General features: G+C 59.3%; 15 protein-coding genes and 1 pseudogene. 14 read left to right on the top strand and 2 right to left on the bottom strand.

Features of this window, described 5'->3' with window-relative positions; all coding sequences use genetic code 11:
* The first annotated feature begins 139 nt into the window (after positions 1-139).
* The 6 genes from AC1DUR_RS17425 (at position 140) to AC1DUR_RS17400 (ending at position 4,883) form a co-directional block, all read left to right on the top strand.
* Positions 140-997 carry a DUF2726 domain-containing protein gene (locus tag AC1DUR_RS17425; protein ID WP_477717915.1) on the top strand — a complete coding sequence of 286 codons (858 nt, stop codon included), beginning with the start codon at positions 140-142 and terminating at the stop codon, positions 995-997.
* A gap of 60 nt (positions 998-1,057) precedes the next feature.
* On the top strand, positions 1,058-1,795 hold the full coding sequence (locus tag AC1DUR_RS17420; protein ID WP_477721797.1) for an SIR2 family NAD-dependent protein deacylase: 738 nt from the start codon (positions 1,058-1,060) through the stop codon (positions 1,793-1,795).
* A gap of 5 nt (positions 1,796-1,800) precedes the next feature.
* Complete coding sequence (locus AC1DUR_RS17415; RefSeq protein WP_477721796.1) at positions 1,801-3,069, top strand: integrase domain-containing protein; 1,269 nt, start codon at positions 1,801-1,803, stop codon at positions 3,067-3,069.
* A 4-nt stretch (positions 3,070-3,073) separates the two neighbouring features.
* On the top strand, positions 3,074-3,391 hold the full coding sequence (locus tag AC1DUR_RS17410; RefSeq protein WP_477721795.1) for a YlcI/YnfO family protein: 318 nt from the start codon (positions 3,074-3,076) through the stop codon (positions 3,389-3,391).
* On the top strand, positions 3,388-3,705 hold the full coding sequence (locus tag AC1DUR_RS17405) for a type II toxin-antitoxin system RelE/ParE family toxin (protein WP_041388545.1): 318 nt from the start codon (positions 3,388-3,390) through the stop codon (positions 3,703-3,705). The genes AC1DUR_RS17410 and AC1DUR_RS17405 overlap by 4 nt, the downstream gene beginning before the upstream one ends.
* Before the next feature lie 539 nt (positions 3,706-4,244).
* Positions 4,245-4,883, top strand: a complete 639-nt coding sequence (locus AC1DUR_RS17400) for a hypothetical protein (RefSeq protein WP_477721794.1) — start codon at positions 4,245-4,247, stop codon at positions 4,881-4,883.
* 90 nt (positions 4,884-4,973) lie between these two features.
* Here AC1DUR_RS17400 and AC1DUR_RS17395 read toward each other — a convergent pair whose 3' ends face one another.
* Complete coding sequence (locus AC1DUR_RS17395; RefSeq protein ID WP_477721793.1) at positions 4,974-6,584, bottom strand: Fic family protein; 1,611 nt, start codon at positions 6,582-6,584, stop codon at positions 4,974-4,976.
* A gap of 540 nt (positions 6,585-7,124) precedes the next feature.
* Between AC1DUR_RS17395 and AC1DUR_RS17390 the strand changes: the two genes are divergently transcribed.
* The 5 genes and pseudogenes from AC1DUR_RS17390 to AC1DUR_RS17370 all read left to right on the top strand — a co-directional run.
* The gene (locus tag AC1DUR_RS17390) at positions 7,125-7,883 is read left to right on the top strand and encodes a type IV toxin-antitoxin system AbiEi family antitoxin domain-containing protein (protein ID WP_477721792.1); all 759 of its coding nucleotides are present in this window, start codon (positions 7,125-7,127) and stop codon (positions 7,881-7,883) included.
* The gene (locus AC1DUR_RS17385; RefSeq protein WP_477721791.1) at positions 7,829-8,521 is read left to right on the top strand and encodes a hypothetical protein; all 693 of its coding nucleotides are present in this window, start codon (positions 7,829-7,831) and stop codon (positions 8,519-8,521) included. The genes AC1DUR_RS17390 and AC1DUR_RS17385 overlap by 55 nt, the downstream gene beginning before the upstream one ends.
* Before the next feature lie 11 nt (positions 8,522-8,532).
* Entirely contained in the window at positions 8,533-8,838 is a 306-nt protein-coding gene (locus AC1DUR_RS17380; protein ID WP_477721790.1) for an enolase C-terminal domain-like protein, read from the top strand.
* A 40-nt stretch (positions 8,839-8,878) separates the two neighbouring features.
* A complete protein-coding gene (locus AC1DUR_RS17375) occupies positions 8,879-9,355 on the top strand; it encodes a transporter substrate-binding domain-containing protein (RefSeq protein WP_477721789.1) in 477 nt (158 codons plus the stop codon).
* A pseudogene (locus AC1DUR_RS17370) lies at positions 9,321-9,554 on the top strand (DUF3363 domain-containing protein); the annotation flags it as partial. The gene AC1DUR_RS17375 and the pseudogene AC1DUR_RS17370, both read left to right, overlap by 35 nt.
* Positions 9,555-9,631: 77 nt before the next feature.
* Here AC1DUR_RS17370 and AC1DUR_RS17365 read toward each other — a convergent pair.
* Entirely contained in the window at positions 9,632-10,591 is a 960-nt protein-coding gene (locus AC1DUR_RS17365; protein ID WP_477721788.1) for a LysR family transcriptional regulator, read from the bottom strand.
* 130 nt (positions 10,592-10,721) lie between these two features.
* Between AC1DUR_RS17365 and AC1DUR_RS17360 the strand changes: the two genes are divergently transcribed.
* Genes AC1DUR_RS17360 through AC1DUR_RS17350 form a run of 3 tightly spaced genes read left to right on the top strand, consistent with a single transcriptional unit; the run spans position 10,722 to position 12,973 of the window.
* Complete coding sequence (locus AC1DUR_RS17360) at positions 10,722-11,594, top strand: intradiol ring-cleavage dioxygenase (protein WP_477721787.1); 873 nt, start codon at positions 10,722-10,724, stop codon at positions 11,592-11,594.
* A 4-nt stretch (positions 11,595-11,598) separates the two neighbouring features.
* Positions 11,599-11,919, top strand: coding sequence for a Dabb family protein (locus AC1DUR_RS17355; RefSeq protein ID WP_477721786.1), 321 nt, complete (start codon positions 11,599-11,601; stop codon positions 11,917-11,919).
* A complete protein-coding gene (locus tag AC1DUR_RS17350) occupies positions 11,912-12,973 on the top strand; it encodes a maleylacetate reductase (protein ID WP_477721785.1) in 1,062 nt (353 codons plus the stop codon). The genes AC1DUR_RS17355 and AC1DUR_RS17350 overlap by 8 nt, the downstream gene beginning before the upstream one ends.
* The last annotated feature ends 26 nt before the right edge of the window (positions 12,974-12,999 follow it).

The following is a 12,999-nucleotide window of genomic DNA, read 5'->3' as shown; positions in this document are numbered from 1 at the left end:
CGAATTGGTTGGAGTTTGCGGGGACTCGCGCCGCGCGGGGCGCTATTGCTCATATTTCAGACATTGCCGCAACAATCGGCGCCTTCATAGTTGTAACTTTCTGGGTGCTGTGTTTAAACTCTAAAAAAATAGGGCGCGCATGTTGAATTCTCTTGCATTGACACTGGCTGCCGCGGCGGTGTCCGGAATGGCTTTGGGCGCGCTGTGCCATCGCCGCTGGGCGGCACGCGCTGCGAAGAGTAAAAGACGCATTCCCGTACGCTGGCAGCTTCGGCCCAGACCCCTTCTGACGGAGCAGGAACAGGATGTTTGGCACTGGCTGAAACGTGCTTTTTTTGACCAGCACGTGCTGGTCAAGGTTTCCGCCATCCGTTTCACGTCGCCCCGCAATGTCTCCGAGGGCTTGCGTTCCCATGAATTGCTTAACAGTGTTTATTGCACGTTCACCGTGTGCGCCTCCGACGGCACCGTCATCGGCTGCCTGGATGTCCCCGGACCCCGCGGGTTGAGTGCCAGTAACCGTGACCTCAAGCAAAAGCTGTTTGAAGAGTGCCGTATCGCGTATGCCGTCGTCCGGGCGGGAAAACTCCCCTCGCTGGAAGAGGTGCGCGCTGCCTTCCTGGGTGAAATCGATCCTTCGGATGAAGACCTCGCCCTGAACAGCCGGCCACCGATGTCGCAGTCGTTCGCGGACATGGACTTCGACAACGGGGCCTTGCCCACGGTGCCCGACACCCTGCGTCCGGCCAGCGGCGCCAAGCCAGAAATGTCCTCTGAAATCGACATGGAGGCCGTGGCGGCTGCCCGCGCCAGCCTGCGCGCCAAGCTTGAGCGCAACCGCAAGATACGCTTCACCAATTTCGACCCCCTCAGCGCCAGTGCAGACCACGTGGAGGAAAGCGTGCAAGAGGACGCGGGTGACAATTTCGCGGTGCAGTGGGAAGACTCCTTCATCATGCCGCAAGATGGGCAGCTGCCCGAAAGCAAGAAGCGGTAAGTTCCTGCTGGTTAAGCGCGGCAGGGTTGCAGTGAAGATCCCCACCTCAGCGCAGTACAAATGAATAGCATGGCCCAATATCGAAAGGCTGCTGAACTCATTGCCGAAGCTGATGCTCTGGTGATTGGCGCAGGTGCTGGCATGGGGGTTGACTCTGGCCTGCCAGACTTTCGTGGCAATCAGGGGTTCTGGCAGGCCTATCCGGCGCTGGCCAAGGCGAATCTCAATTTCACTGAGGTGGCCAGTCCACGCACTTTTCTTCAGGATGCCAGTCTGGCTTGGGGCTTCTACGGGCATCGCCTCGACCTGTACCGTAAGACCGTTCCCCATGCCGGTTTTGGGATATTGCGGCAATGGGGTGAGCGCATGCCCCTGGGCACCTGGATATTTACCAGTAACGTGGACGGGCAATTTCAGAAGGCAGAATTTTCTGAGGAGCAGATTCATGAATGCCACGGTTCGATCCATCACCTGCAATGCATGGATTGCGAATCGGGGGTGTGGAGTGCCGCAGAGTTCACCCCGGAAGTAGATGCCGATGCGTGCCGTCTCCTGAACGCCCCACCACGTTGTCCGCATTGCGCGGGTCTGGCCCGACCGAATATTCTGATGTTTAGCGACTGGAACTGGGTGGAGCGGCGAGCCGAATTGCAGCGCAGGCGTGAGATGCAATGGCTGGAGGCGATTTCTGACAGTCAAGCGCGCGTTGTGATTGTGGAGATCGGCGCTGGCATGGCAATATCGGCCGTTCCCGCCCCGTCTCTGAGCGCACTCGCACCGTTTACTCCGACGAACTGATTCGCATGCTCGATGAACTGTCCGAGCTTCGCGCAGGCGTCCAGAATATTAGTGAAATCGGCAAAAGCCACGCCGTTAAACTCATCAAACATTGGGGCAGCAAGGGCCAAGCCGCCTCCACCATCCAGAACAAGATCAGCATCCTGCGCCGCTTCCTCACCTTCATCGGCAAAGACAGCGCCATTCCCAAGGGCCAGGACTTGAAGACCTGGCTCAACCAACAGGGCGTCACTACAGCCGTTACCCGCCAGAACATCCCCACTAAAAGCAAGGCCTGGGATGAAAACCAGGTAGACCTGCACAAGGTACTGGCCGAGCTGCGCAAGGAAAGCGCCATCACCGCCATCCAACTGGAGGTACAGGCGGCATTCGGCCTGCGCATGAAGGAGTCGATCCAGCTCAACCCCCAGGCGTCAGACTGCGGCACCTACCTGCGTGTACTTCATGGCACCAAAGGCGGCTTGCCACGCGTCGTTGACTTTGACGACGACCCTGTCATGCGCGAGTGGCAACGAGATGTACTTGAACGGGCCAAACTCTACGCCCAGCAAAATCGCAAGGGAACCCTGTCCATCCAGGGCAAGCGCCTCGACCAGAGCAAAGACCACTTCTACTACCAGTGCCGCAAGGTTGGCATCACCCGCGACCAGCTCGGCGTCACCGCCCACGGCCTGCGCCACCAGTACGCCGCCCGCCGGTATGCGCGCCTGGCAGGCATGGGTGCGCCAGTGACCAGGAACGCCCCTCTGCACGTCACCGACGAGGTGCGCAGCGCCGATCTGGCCGCCCGGGAACAGATCAGCCGCGAACTCGGCCACTTCCGCCCCGACATCACCCAGGCTTACACCGGCTCCCTGCCCATGATGGAGAAGGGCCGCAAACAGCGCATCCGTGACTGGGTGGAGCGCACCGAGGAGAACCCTGGATTCCAGACCGCCATGAAAGAAGCCGGCGTTGTCGCCGTCTGGATGGGGGGACGCTTTGCCATGGGCCTGGAGGTCGATGCCAGCGAGAAATTCCGTCTCATCGTCCAGACCGCCAGCCGCCAGCCCCTGGATGGGGATGCCCGCTTCATGCTCAAGCAGCGCCTCATGGGCATGTACGACCGCGCCATTGACCTCAGCGAGCACTTTGAAGCCGGCTCGCCCGACGACACCTTTGAACTCATGGTTCGGTGTTTGAGAACGTCGCCTGCCCCTCAATCTGCTTCGGCCGACCTTCGCCTAGCAACGCAATCGGCGTATCAAACACCTGTATCGCGGCTAAGGAGATAGGAAAATGCAAAGTATTGCCAATGCATCACATAAGCGATACACTGCTGGCATGAAAACCGCAACTATCCCCCCCGTGCGAATTGATCCTTCGTTTCGCAAAGATATTGAGCAATCCCTTGCAGGAGGAGAAAGCTTGGCATCATTGGTGGAAACTGCAGTTCGCAATGAGGTGACCCGGCGTCGAGTTCATTCAGAATTCATGCGTCGTGGCATGGCTGCGATTCACAGCACCGTCTCCTCTGATGATGGCGTGCCTGCAGAGGCCGTTATTGCCAAACTGGAGATGAAGTTGGCTGCAGCCAGGAAATCCAAGCGAGCATGACATATCAGGTTATCTTCAGCCGTGAGGCCGTTGAAGACCTAGAGAGATTGTTCGATCACGTATTAGCGCGTGAGTTGAACAGCCCAACTGGGGATCTGGATATTCCAGCTCGCGCAATAGAGACGATTCAGCAGGCATGCCTGCTATTGGCTCACAGTCCGTTCAGTTGCCGAAAGGTTGGGGAAAGCGTATTCGTGCGTGAACTCATAATTTCGTTCGGCGGCTCCGGCTATGTTGCGTTGTTCGAAATCCTTGACTCTCAACGAGTCATCATCGGTGCTATCAGGCATCAACATGAAAGCGATTACCACTGAGCAAACTCAGCGCAGCAATCTTTATCAAACCTCAAGGCCCAGTTCATCTTTTGGATGGCTGGGCCTTTTTCGTTGGCGCTGGCCATGGCATCAAAATTCGAAAAGTAGTGGCCGGGCGGGTGCCTGCGGACACGTTGAAGTTATCAAAAGCGCCCTGATCGTGGCACCGGTTCGAAAGTTCGTCGAGCTTTCAACCCAAGAGGGTCGAAAGAAGACAGCCGTCATGCACTTGCGTCATATGCGCAGTCTTATCGGCCTGAACGAAGCTACGGGCCTACCGCAACGAATTCCATCAGACCCTTCCATTGACAAACCCGCAATCCGTGTGAAGCTGGTTTCAACCCATTACCCATTTCATCGATTCCGGCAAGAACCCCATATGACACGACCGCCTCCCTCTTCAAAGCAGCCATGGTGTCCGCGGTGATGCTGGCCTGCAGCCAGCATCCAGTACGACGCTGATCTGGTCATGCACCATRGCGCCGGTATTTCCGGTCAAATCAACGGCCCCGAGACCAACCTGTAATCCCAGGGACTGCATGCAAAAAAACGAAGATCAGTTCTGGGCAAACTTGCTGGTGGGCAGCAATCCGGGATGGTCGGTGAGCATGCCCGAAAGTTGGGGCGAGGGCGGTGCAGCCCTTGCGCATCTATCGGCCAAAATCTACGCCTTCGACATCAGCACCGGCTGGAGTGGAACCTGTGCGGTCACCCCTGACGACTTGATTCAGGCGGCGGACATTCTGGAAGGGTCCCATATCAGGCGGAATGCGGCCGTCAGCTACGCTCATCGCGAACTGCTGCGTGCAGCAGATGGGATGGCCACCGCCAGCGAGGATGCAACTCGTCGCGCCATGGTTCTGAACATGTATTACGTGGCCCAGTCCCAAACACTGAAGGTGGTTCGTACGCGTTATGGCTCCGTGCGCGGGCACTGGCTGTGCTTGCTCTACCGCTTCAAGCAGGGACAGAGCTTGATTCGACCTGCCTTTCGACGCAATGTTATCGGCCGCGAGTCGATGTCACAGGAAATGCTTGCCCGGTGGGCCAGCGAAGTGATGCATGGAGACCAGAACGCCCAGGACTCTGGGCTGCTGCGCCAACTGCGCGCAGGCAATCCACTGCTGCTTAGAAATCACTCTTTGGTAGCCTTGCCAGAAAACTGGCGTTCGAAGTGAGTGCTTAGCCAATCAAGCACCAACCGACCAGCGGCGGCTCATCTTTGGACCCTGTGCCGCTTTGACCTATGGCACCGGTTTCGTGCGCATCTACTTCGGCCTGTACCGGCTGGTCACACTGTTATCCAGCGGCTCATCGCCCTTGAACGCCTGATTCACCGCATCGGCGATAGCCTCCCAGATGCCAGGTTGCGTCAGCACCGGCATTTCCTTGGCCAGCGCGTTGCTCAACCGGCCCTCGTTCTGCTCCATGGAACGCAGGAGCCGGTCAGCCTGGTGATCTGGCATCTCGACGACCTCCTTGATCGCTTCCCGCGCACGATGGTGGCCACTCAGGTATTTAGATTCCTCACGCATCTGCTCAGAGATGGTGCGCGCGATCACCTTGGACATATAGACGATGTGCGGGCTCATATCGGGATAGCGCCAGATCGGCCGGGCCATTTCCGGGGCATTGAAAACGAAATTCGAGACAACTCCATCGGGGTATGGTGTGTGGACCCTGGCAAATTCCACTTGGTCACGGATGGACTGCATCAAGGGCTGGGACACCTGGTCGAGTACCTGGTCATAGGAGCGGCGTTCGCCGGCGTCGGCGGTGATGACGGCTGACACAGGCAAGATCACAGGCTCCGGAATGACGCCATCCCGGCGCAGGATGTCATTGATCAGAAATCGATGCACACGCCCATTGCCATCGGCCATCGGGTGGATGTAGACGAAGGCAAAGGCCGCCACAGCGCTGCGCAGGACAGAGGACTGCCCTTGGGTGCGGTCTAGGAAGACGCGCAGGCCTTCCAGCATGTCTCGCAGGTCTGAATCCGGCGGAGCGACATAGTGCACCACTTCTTGGTACCGGACTGTCTCTCCGACGAAGACAGGTGATTGCCGAATGCCGAGGCGAGTAAGTGTGGTCACCGGTCCAAGGATTTCACGCTGCAGCTCAGCCAGGGCGCCATCTGTCAGGGGCAATTCCCCCTGGCCAGTGCGGCGGGCCATGACATCCGCGAAGCGCTGGATCCTGGTTCCGCGGTCAGCCTCACCCTCGATGGTGAAGCTGGCCCTGCTCTCGCGCAGGGTCATCCATGCGGCCGCACGCAGCAGCAGTTCCTCGCCAAACTCATTCGTGAGCTCCTCGAACAGCGCCCGGACATCGAGCGCCGCGGCCGCGTTCAATGCATCCGTTTTCGCGACAGTTGGGCAAAAAAACCTAGAGCCCGGCAGGTTGTCGTTGATCCGCCACCGGCTAACCTTGACGATCTTCTCTGGGGAGGCGGCCAACATCACGTCGCCGTCGATCGCGTCAACGTAGTTGCCCCCCAGTCGCTCGGGGACCTGCAGTTGCTCCCCTGTGAGCCACTCGTAGAGAAAAGCGGCGCGTCGAGCGTACTGCCCGGTAGGCTCTGCGATGATCCAACCCTGTACTGGAGCCGGCCCAGTCTTCGGGAAAACGCGGGCGAGGAACTCCAGGTGCATCACCTCATGACGCAGGTGAAACTGCAGGTGCGACGCAGGGTCCGCCCCGGGACGCATAACCTCCGGATACGTTTCAACTCGGAATCCATCTTCGACCTGGCTCGCACGTCGGCTGCCAACCTGACTCAGGACAGGGAATCGGCCCATGGGCAGGATATCGAACTCCCTGGCCAGCCAAGCGGCCCCTATCGGATCGGAGGGGAGTGTGTTGTCGAAGGATGTCATTGAGGTACCGACTCCGGTTTGCTCAAAAATGATTACCGGTGACGTTTGGTGAGGTGTAGTGAATTGCGGCTGTAAAAAAATGATTATTTATTGCAATTTTTGCTCAAAATCAATTTATTGTCCACTGGATGCGTATGACAATAAGCAGGGGGTGGCGGGATTCATTGAAAAAAGTCGCGGAGTTTGGACGGGAAACGCCCAAGACTCTGGGCTGCTGCGCCAGCTGCGCGCAGGCAAATCAGACCGTACAGGGGGTAGCGTGAAATATGCGGGCGGCGCTGAAAACTAAGCTACCGCGTTCACGCTTGGAGGAGGGCGGCTGACGGGGTCTTAGCCATCGGGGTCTGGTTGTCCAATCTTTGGATCGAACTTCGCATAAGAGCAGTGGACATTACGGACACTGGTTAGCCCGTCTTTGTTGAGAGTCAATGTGATGATTTTTGATTGGATAATGTCTTGAAAGTAGTACAAGACACTAAAAAATATGATTAATTCAATCTCATTCTTGAGTTTGATTAGAATGCGTGCTATTTTTAGTACATGGATAGAACTCCACGACACGCTCTAATCAAGAAGCTCCAGACCAGTCTGCCGCGCGGGATGCCGTTCGATCTGGCCACTCTGGAGCGTATCGGTGTGTCTGCCCAACTCGCGGCCCACTACGCTGAAAGCGGCTGGCTGGACCGGTTGGGCCAGGGCGTTTATGCGTTTGCCGGTGACACCCTGAGCGCGCATGGCGCGATCAAGCTCCTGCAAACCCGTGTCGTTGGCCTGCATGTGGCAGGCAGGAGCGCACTGACGCTTCAGGGCGTGCGCCACAACCTCGCGACGCGCGAGGCGGTGGTGCTGTGGGGTGACGTGCGCTTTGTGCTGCCGGTGTGGTTCACTTCCCGATTCCCATCGCGTTACGTATCGGCCAGGCTGTTCAACTTGCCGGATGGCACGCTTGCCAGCAAAAGTTTGACTACGCCGCCGGGCGTGACTGATGGCTTGCGCGTCTCAGTCCCCGAGCGAGCCGTCCTTGAACTGCTTTACGAAGTCGGTACGCATCAGGGGCTGGAGGAGGCGCGTAACCTGTTCGATGGTCTTCGCAACCTGCGCAAAGAGGTTCTGGGCGAGCTGTTGCAGTCCTGTACCAGCATCAAAGCCGTTCGCCTGTTCCTGACCTGGGCACGCGAAACCAATGTGGTCGACGTGGAAGCACTGCAAAAGCAGTACACGCTGCCTGTCGGCAGCGACAAACGATGGATCACCCGCATGAAAGATGGCAACCTGCTGAGCCTGAAACCTCATGGATAAAGCTCGCGGCGACCCTCGGCCTTTTCAACTGCGCCACCCGTTATGTTTACGCCTTGGCGCGCGATGGCTTTCTGGCACGACGTCTGGCCAAGACGCATCCCACCTTTCACTCGCCGCATGTCGCCGCGGTCCTGCTTTCGGCAATCTGCATCTCGGTCTTGGTCGTCGCAGGACTGACAGGTCTCGATCCTCTCGAGAACCTCTCGACCCTGTTTGCCGGCCTGGGGTCGGTGGGGCTCATGTCGCTGCTTGCGCTGACCAGCCTGGGCATTCCCCTGTTTTTCGCGCGGCGGCGCGAGTTCAGTTTCGGCAAGACCGTGGCGCCGATCCTCGGCGGCATCGCAATCAGCGCGTGTACCTATCTCGCGGTGACCAACTACAGCCTGCTTACCGGTGTCTCGGACGCGTTCATCAACTCGCTTCCGCTCTGCCTCGTTGTGGTGGCGGTGGCCGGCTTCGCACAAGCAGCCTGGCTACGGAGCCGAAGGACGGAAGCCTATCTGCGAATCGGTGCCTCGCGGCTGGAGGAAGCACCTGAGGCGGCGCTGTCGCAAGAGGCCAGCCGGCGACAGAGCCTCGTCCGGCCTGACCCTCAGGGGCACATGCCGTCGACATCGTTCAGCCGGACATCTGCTTGACCGGGGGCCTCATGGAAACGAAGAAGATCGCGGCAATGGCTGAGGCCTACAACATGCGCGTTCAGCCGCACGTGTGTGGCAGTCCCGTGGCCACTGCAGCGGCACTACAGATCGGCGCCTGCATCTCGAACTTCGCCATTCAAGAGGTCTATCCGTACTGGCAGACCATGCCCGGTTACGTCGAACTCACCGACAACCCGCCCGAGGCGCGCATCAAGGGCGGGAAGATTGATATCCCCGACCTGCCCGGACTAGGGATCAACCTGAATCAAAAGGTCGTCGAACCGTTCCTCTGGGAAACCGTCAAGGCTGGCTGAGCGGGCTCAGAAGCAAATCTCTCAACAAGCATGCATATACATGCATGCGCCATCAAATCCGCCCGCAGGCAAAGGAATAATCATGGTCAGGTCTCTTCGCTCAGCTCTCACTCTAGCGGCACTCTGTGTGCTGGCTGCCCTTTGGCCGCAAGCGGCGGTGCACGCCGCCACCGCGAAGGACAGGATCCTGAGTGAGAGGACGATGACGGCGGGAATTCACAACGGAAAGCCGTGGGGCTACAAGACGGCGGACGGCGGGGTGGAAGGCTTCAATGTCGACATCGTTCGCGCCGTATTCGAGCCACTCGGTGTGAAGGTCAACTTCGTGACGGGAGACTTTGGTTCCCTCATTCCGGGACTCATCGYGAATCGCTTCGACATTGTCGACTCAAGCGTCGTGATTACTGAGGAACGCTGCAAGATCGTAAGCTTCAGCAATCCTGAACTGACCAGTGTCGACGCGCTCCTCGTGAAGAAGGGCAACCGGCATGACACATCGGCCTCTGGCCGACGGTGAACGTGCGAACGGGGTATATCGTCGTAGCGTACAGCTTGTCAGCGGGCGCTTCGCGATGCTCGACGATGGCATCTGCTTCAGCTTGGTGCCATGGAAGCCGGCGATTGAACACCGTTTGGGGAAGACCTTGACCACAGTCATACGCGGCGGTGGTGCGTCCTGGACGTTCGGGCGGCAGCGCGGGCCGAGTGTGGCGTAACGGTTGCGTTACTCGGGGCAGGGGTATCGAATCTGTAGTGCTGCTGTTGCTGGTGGATGCCGCCAAAGACGGAGTAACTACTGCCGCGCTGAAGAAGAGTCGGTTCGATCGGCCTGACCTGACACCATCGAATCCCAGCGCTTTTGGTAGTCCTGTCGCTGGAAATCTTCGACCAGGAAGTCGATGAAGGCGCGCGTCTTCGCTGGCACGTGGCTGCGGTGCTGGTAAACGATGTTGATCGATAGCCGAGGCAGTTCCCAGTCGGTCAATAGCGGAACTAGGCGACCAGCGACAAGGTCGTCGTAGATCACGTACATCGGTTGCGCCAGGATACCCAGCCCCTGCAGGGCCGCGACACGCAGGATCTGGCCGTCATTGGCTTCCAGCATTGCCTTGGTCGGAATCGTGACGGCCTCGTCGCCGCGCCGGAACGTCAGTTCGTCGGGTTTATGGTAGGTGTACAGCAGCAACTGGTGCTCAGCCAATGCCTGGGGGTCGTTGGGCGTGCCCTGGCGATTGAGATAGGCCGGCGAGGCGGCGAGCAGACGTCGCGTATTCGCCAGACCCCGGATCACAAGACTCGAATCCGGTTCGTATTCGCGCGTCCGAATTGCCACGTCGATGTTGTTGTCGATGATGTCGTAGTAGCGATTGGCAGCGACCAACTCCACGCGAACGTTGGGGTAGCGCTGTGCGAATCCTGGTAGCAGCGGTGCGATGTGCTGCAGCGACAACGACAAAGATGCGGTCACGCGCAGTACGCCAATCGGGTTAGACGTCGTCGCGTTGACTGCCTCGACAGCTTCTCGCATGTCGTCCAGGGCGGCCTTGCAGCGGCCGTAAAAGTCCTGACCGACGTCAGTAACGAACAAACGGCGCGTACTGCGTTCGATCAGCCGAGCCCCGAGGCGGCGCTCCAGCGCGGCGAGTTGGCGGCTTGCCGAAGGATTGGATAAGCCCATTACTTCCGCTGCTTTGCTCAGGCTACCTAGTTCTACCACCCGCACAAAAAACTCGTACTCGGTCCACTGATTCATGGGAATTCTTTCATTGGATGAAAATATTATTTTCAATTTTGGCATTTATTTCCATTTAAGTCATCAATAACATTCATCCCATCCTCCCGAAGAGATTGTTTACAGCGGAGGCATCAGGAGACCAAGGACTATGCGAAACCTCGACGAGACAACGATTACCCAGGCGGTAATCGCACGCCACGCGAACCTCACGAATGAGCGCCTGACGACGGTCATCACCAGTCTTGTCCAACATCTGCATGGGTTCGCGCGGGAGGTCCACCTCACTGAGGCCGAATGGGTGGCGGGTATCGAGTTCCTCACGGCCGTAGGCCATACCTGCAGCCCGACGCGGCAAGAGTTCATCCTGCTGTCCGACACGCTGGGCTTGTCGACCTTAGTAGCCGCCCAAAACCATCGCAAGCCCCTCGGTTGCACCGAGGCCACCGTGTTCGGCCCGTTTCATGTCGAAGGCGCCCCGGAAAGACCACTCGGCGGCGATGTGGCGAACGGTGCCGAGGGGGAGCCTTGTTTTGTGCGCGGTTGTATTCGTGGATTGGCAGGCGAGCCGATCGCGGGTGCCGTGATCGAGGTCTGGCAGGCGGACGCCAACGGCCTGTATGACGTGCAGTACGAGCCGATGGACGAACATCGCGCACGCGCCACGCTGCGATCCGCACGAGATGGTGGCTACCACTTCCGCAGCATCGTTGCGACGCCCTATCCGATCCCGCACGACGGTCCGGTCGGACAGATGTTGGCAGCGTTGGGCCGTCACCCATGGCGGCCTGCGCATCTGCACTTTCGAATCAGCGCGCCAGGCTATGAAACATTGGTGACCCATGTGTTCCGCGACGGGGACCCGTACCTGGACTCGGATGCCGTGTTTGGCGTGCGTTCGTCGCTGGTGGCGGATTGGCTCCGTCACCCGGCGGGGCCCACCCCCGATGGCCAGGTGCTTGCTACCCCGTTTTACACCTTGGACTTCGACTTCGTGCTGAACCCGATGCGTCGGGAGGACTGATGCCATGATCAAGCACATTGTCATGTGGAAGGTTCGCGGTGACACGTCCGACGCCAGGCGCACCGCCAGCGAGCAGGTCAAACAGCAGTTCGAGCGCTTGCGCTCGCTGATCCCGGGCCTGCATAAACTGGAGGTCGGCATCGACGTAAGTGGTACCGACTACGCCTGCGACGTGGTTCTCTACACCGAGTTCCATTCGCTCCAGGCACTCGAGGCCTATGCCGAGCATCCCGAGCATCTGCGCGTCAGGCGCGAACTCGGTGACCTACGCGTGGCTCGTTTTCAGGTTGACTACGTTCCTGGCGAGGACTTGGGCCATGCTTGACTTCGTCTACAACGCATCGGCCATGCGCACGGTGTTCGCTACCGGCGGTCTTGGCCGCCTCGCGGATGAAGTGGCGGCGATGGGAATTGAACGCGCGCTTGTGCTGTGCACACCCAATCAACGTGATCTGGCCGAGACGGCCGCGGCCCTGTTGGGCAAGCGTTGCGTAGGTCTGTTCGACGGTGCGCGCATGCACGTGCCCATCGAGGTCGCTCACAAGGCTTGTGCGTACGCAACTTCACTCAACGCGGATGGTGTCGTGGCGGTCGGCGGTGGCTCGACGATCGGGTTGGCAAAGGCGATCGCGCTCGACATAGGGCTACCTATAGTCGCAGTTCCGACTACCTATGCCGGCTCGGAAATGACGCCGATCTATGGGCTGACCGAGGGCGCTGCCAAGCGAACCGGGCGCGATTTGCGCGTACTGCCGCGCGCTGTAATTTACGACCCCGAATTGACGTCTGGGTTGCCCGTGGCCCTGTCTGTCACCAGTGGTTTGAACGCTATCGCACATGCCGCCGAAGGGTTGTACGCGTGTGACAGCAATCCTGTGCTGAACCTGATGGCCGAGGAGGGTATTCGGGCCCTCGCCGCCGGCTTGCCCCGGGTGGTTGCGGCGCCGCGCGATCTCGCAGCGCGCGGCGACTGTCTGTACGGCGCCTGGCTGTGCGGCACGGTGCTTGGGCAAGCGGGTATGGCGTTACATCACAAGCTGTGCCATGTGCTCGGCGGCAGCTTGGATCTGCCGCACGCAGAAACCCATGCCGTGATGTTGCCGCACACCTTGGCCTACAACGCACCGGCCGCGCCCGAGGCGATGCGGCGCGTCGCTCGCGCGATCGGACGGCCCCAGGCCAGTGTGGGACTGTATGAGCTTGCAAATGAGCTCGGCGCGCCAACCGCATTACGCGATCTGGGCGTGGCAGCCTCCGATCTGGAACGCATCTCCGACCTTGCCCTGACAAACCCCTACTGGAACCCGCGCCCACTGGACCGTGAAGCCATTGCCGGGTTGTTGCGGCGCGCCTGGGCCGGAGCACCACCCGAGTCATGAACAGTCTTGCTACCGAGCGAGACGAC

Source organism: Polaromonas sp. P4_F4 (assembly GCF_056401355.1).
This window is presented reverse-complemented; position numbering and strand designations above follow the sequence as displayed.

What these genes read in the sequence shown, in the direction of transcription:
- AC1DUR_RS17425 (WP_477717915.1), top strand. Translation starts at nt 140, where the DNA reads ATGTTGAATTCTCTTGCATTGACACTGGCTGCCGCGGCGGTGTCCGGA.
- AC1DUR_RS17420 (WP_477721797.1), top strand. Translation starts at nt 1,058, where the DNA reads ATGAATAGCATGGCCCAATATCGAAAGGCTGCTGAACTCATTGCCGAA.
- AC1DUR_RS17415 (WP_477721796.1), top strand. Translation starts at nt 1,801, where the DNA reads ATGCTCGATGAACTGTCCGAGCTTCGCGCAGGCGTCCAGAATATTAGT.
- AC1DUR_RS17410 (WP_477721795.1), top strand. Translation starts at nt 3,074, where the DNA reads ATGCAAAGTATTGCCAATGCATCACATAAGCGATACACTGCTGGCATG.
- AC1DUR_RS17405 (WP_041388545.1), top strand. Translation starts at nt 3,388, where the DNA reads ATGACATATCAGGTTATCTTCAGCCGTGAGGCCGTTGAAGACCTAGAG.
- AC1DUR_RS17400 (WP_477721794.1), top strand. Translation starts at nt 4,245, where the DNA reads ATGCAAAAAAACGAAGATCAGTTCTGGGCAAACTTGCTGGTGGGCAGC.
- AC1DUR_RS17395 (WP_477721793.1), bottom strand. Translation starts at nt 6,584, where the DNA reads ATGACATCCTTCGACAACACACTCCCCTCCGATCCGATAGGGGCCGCT.
- AC1DUR_RS17390 (WP_477721792.1), top strand. Translation starts at nt 7,125, where the DNA reads ATGGATAGAACTCCACGACACGCTCTAATCAAGAAGCTCCAGACCAGT.
- AC1DUR_RS17385 (WP_477721791.1), top strand. Translation starts at nt 7,829, where the DNA reads ATGGATCACCCGCATGAAAGATGGCAACCTGCTGAGCCTGAAACCTCA.
- AC1DUR_RS17380 (WP_477721790.1), top strand. Translation starts at nt 8,533, where the DNA reads ATGGAAACGAAGAAGATCGCGGCAATGGCTGAGGCCTACAACATGCGC.
- AC1DUR_RS17365 (WP_477721788.1), bottom strand. Translation starts at nt 10,591, where the DNA reads ATGAATCAGTGGACCGAGTACGAGTTTTTTGTGCGGGTGGTAGAACTA.
- AC1DUR_RS17360 (WP_477721787.1), top strand. Translation starts at nt 10,722, where the DNA reads ATGCGAAACCTCGACGAGACAACGATTACCCAGGCGGTAATCGCACGC.
- AC1DUR_RS17355 (WP_477721786.1), top strand. Translation starts at nt 11,599, where the DNA reads ATGATCAAGCACATTGTCATGTGGAAGGTTCGCGGTGACACGTCCGAC.
- AC1DUR_RS17350 (WP_477721785.1), top strand. Translation starts at nt 11,912, where the DNA reads ATGCTTGACTTCGTCTACAACGCATCGGCCATGCGCACGGTGTTCGCT.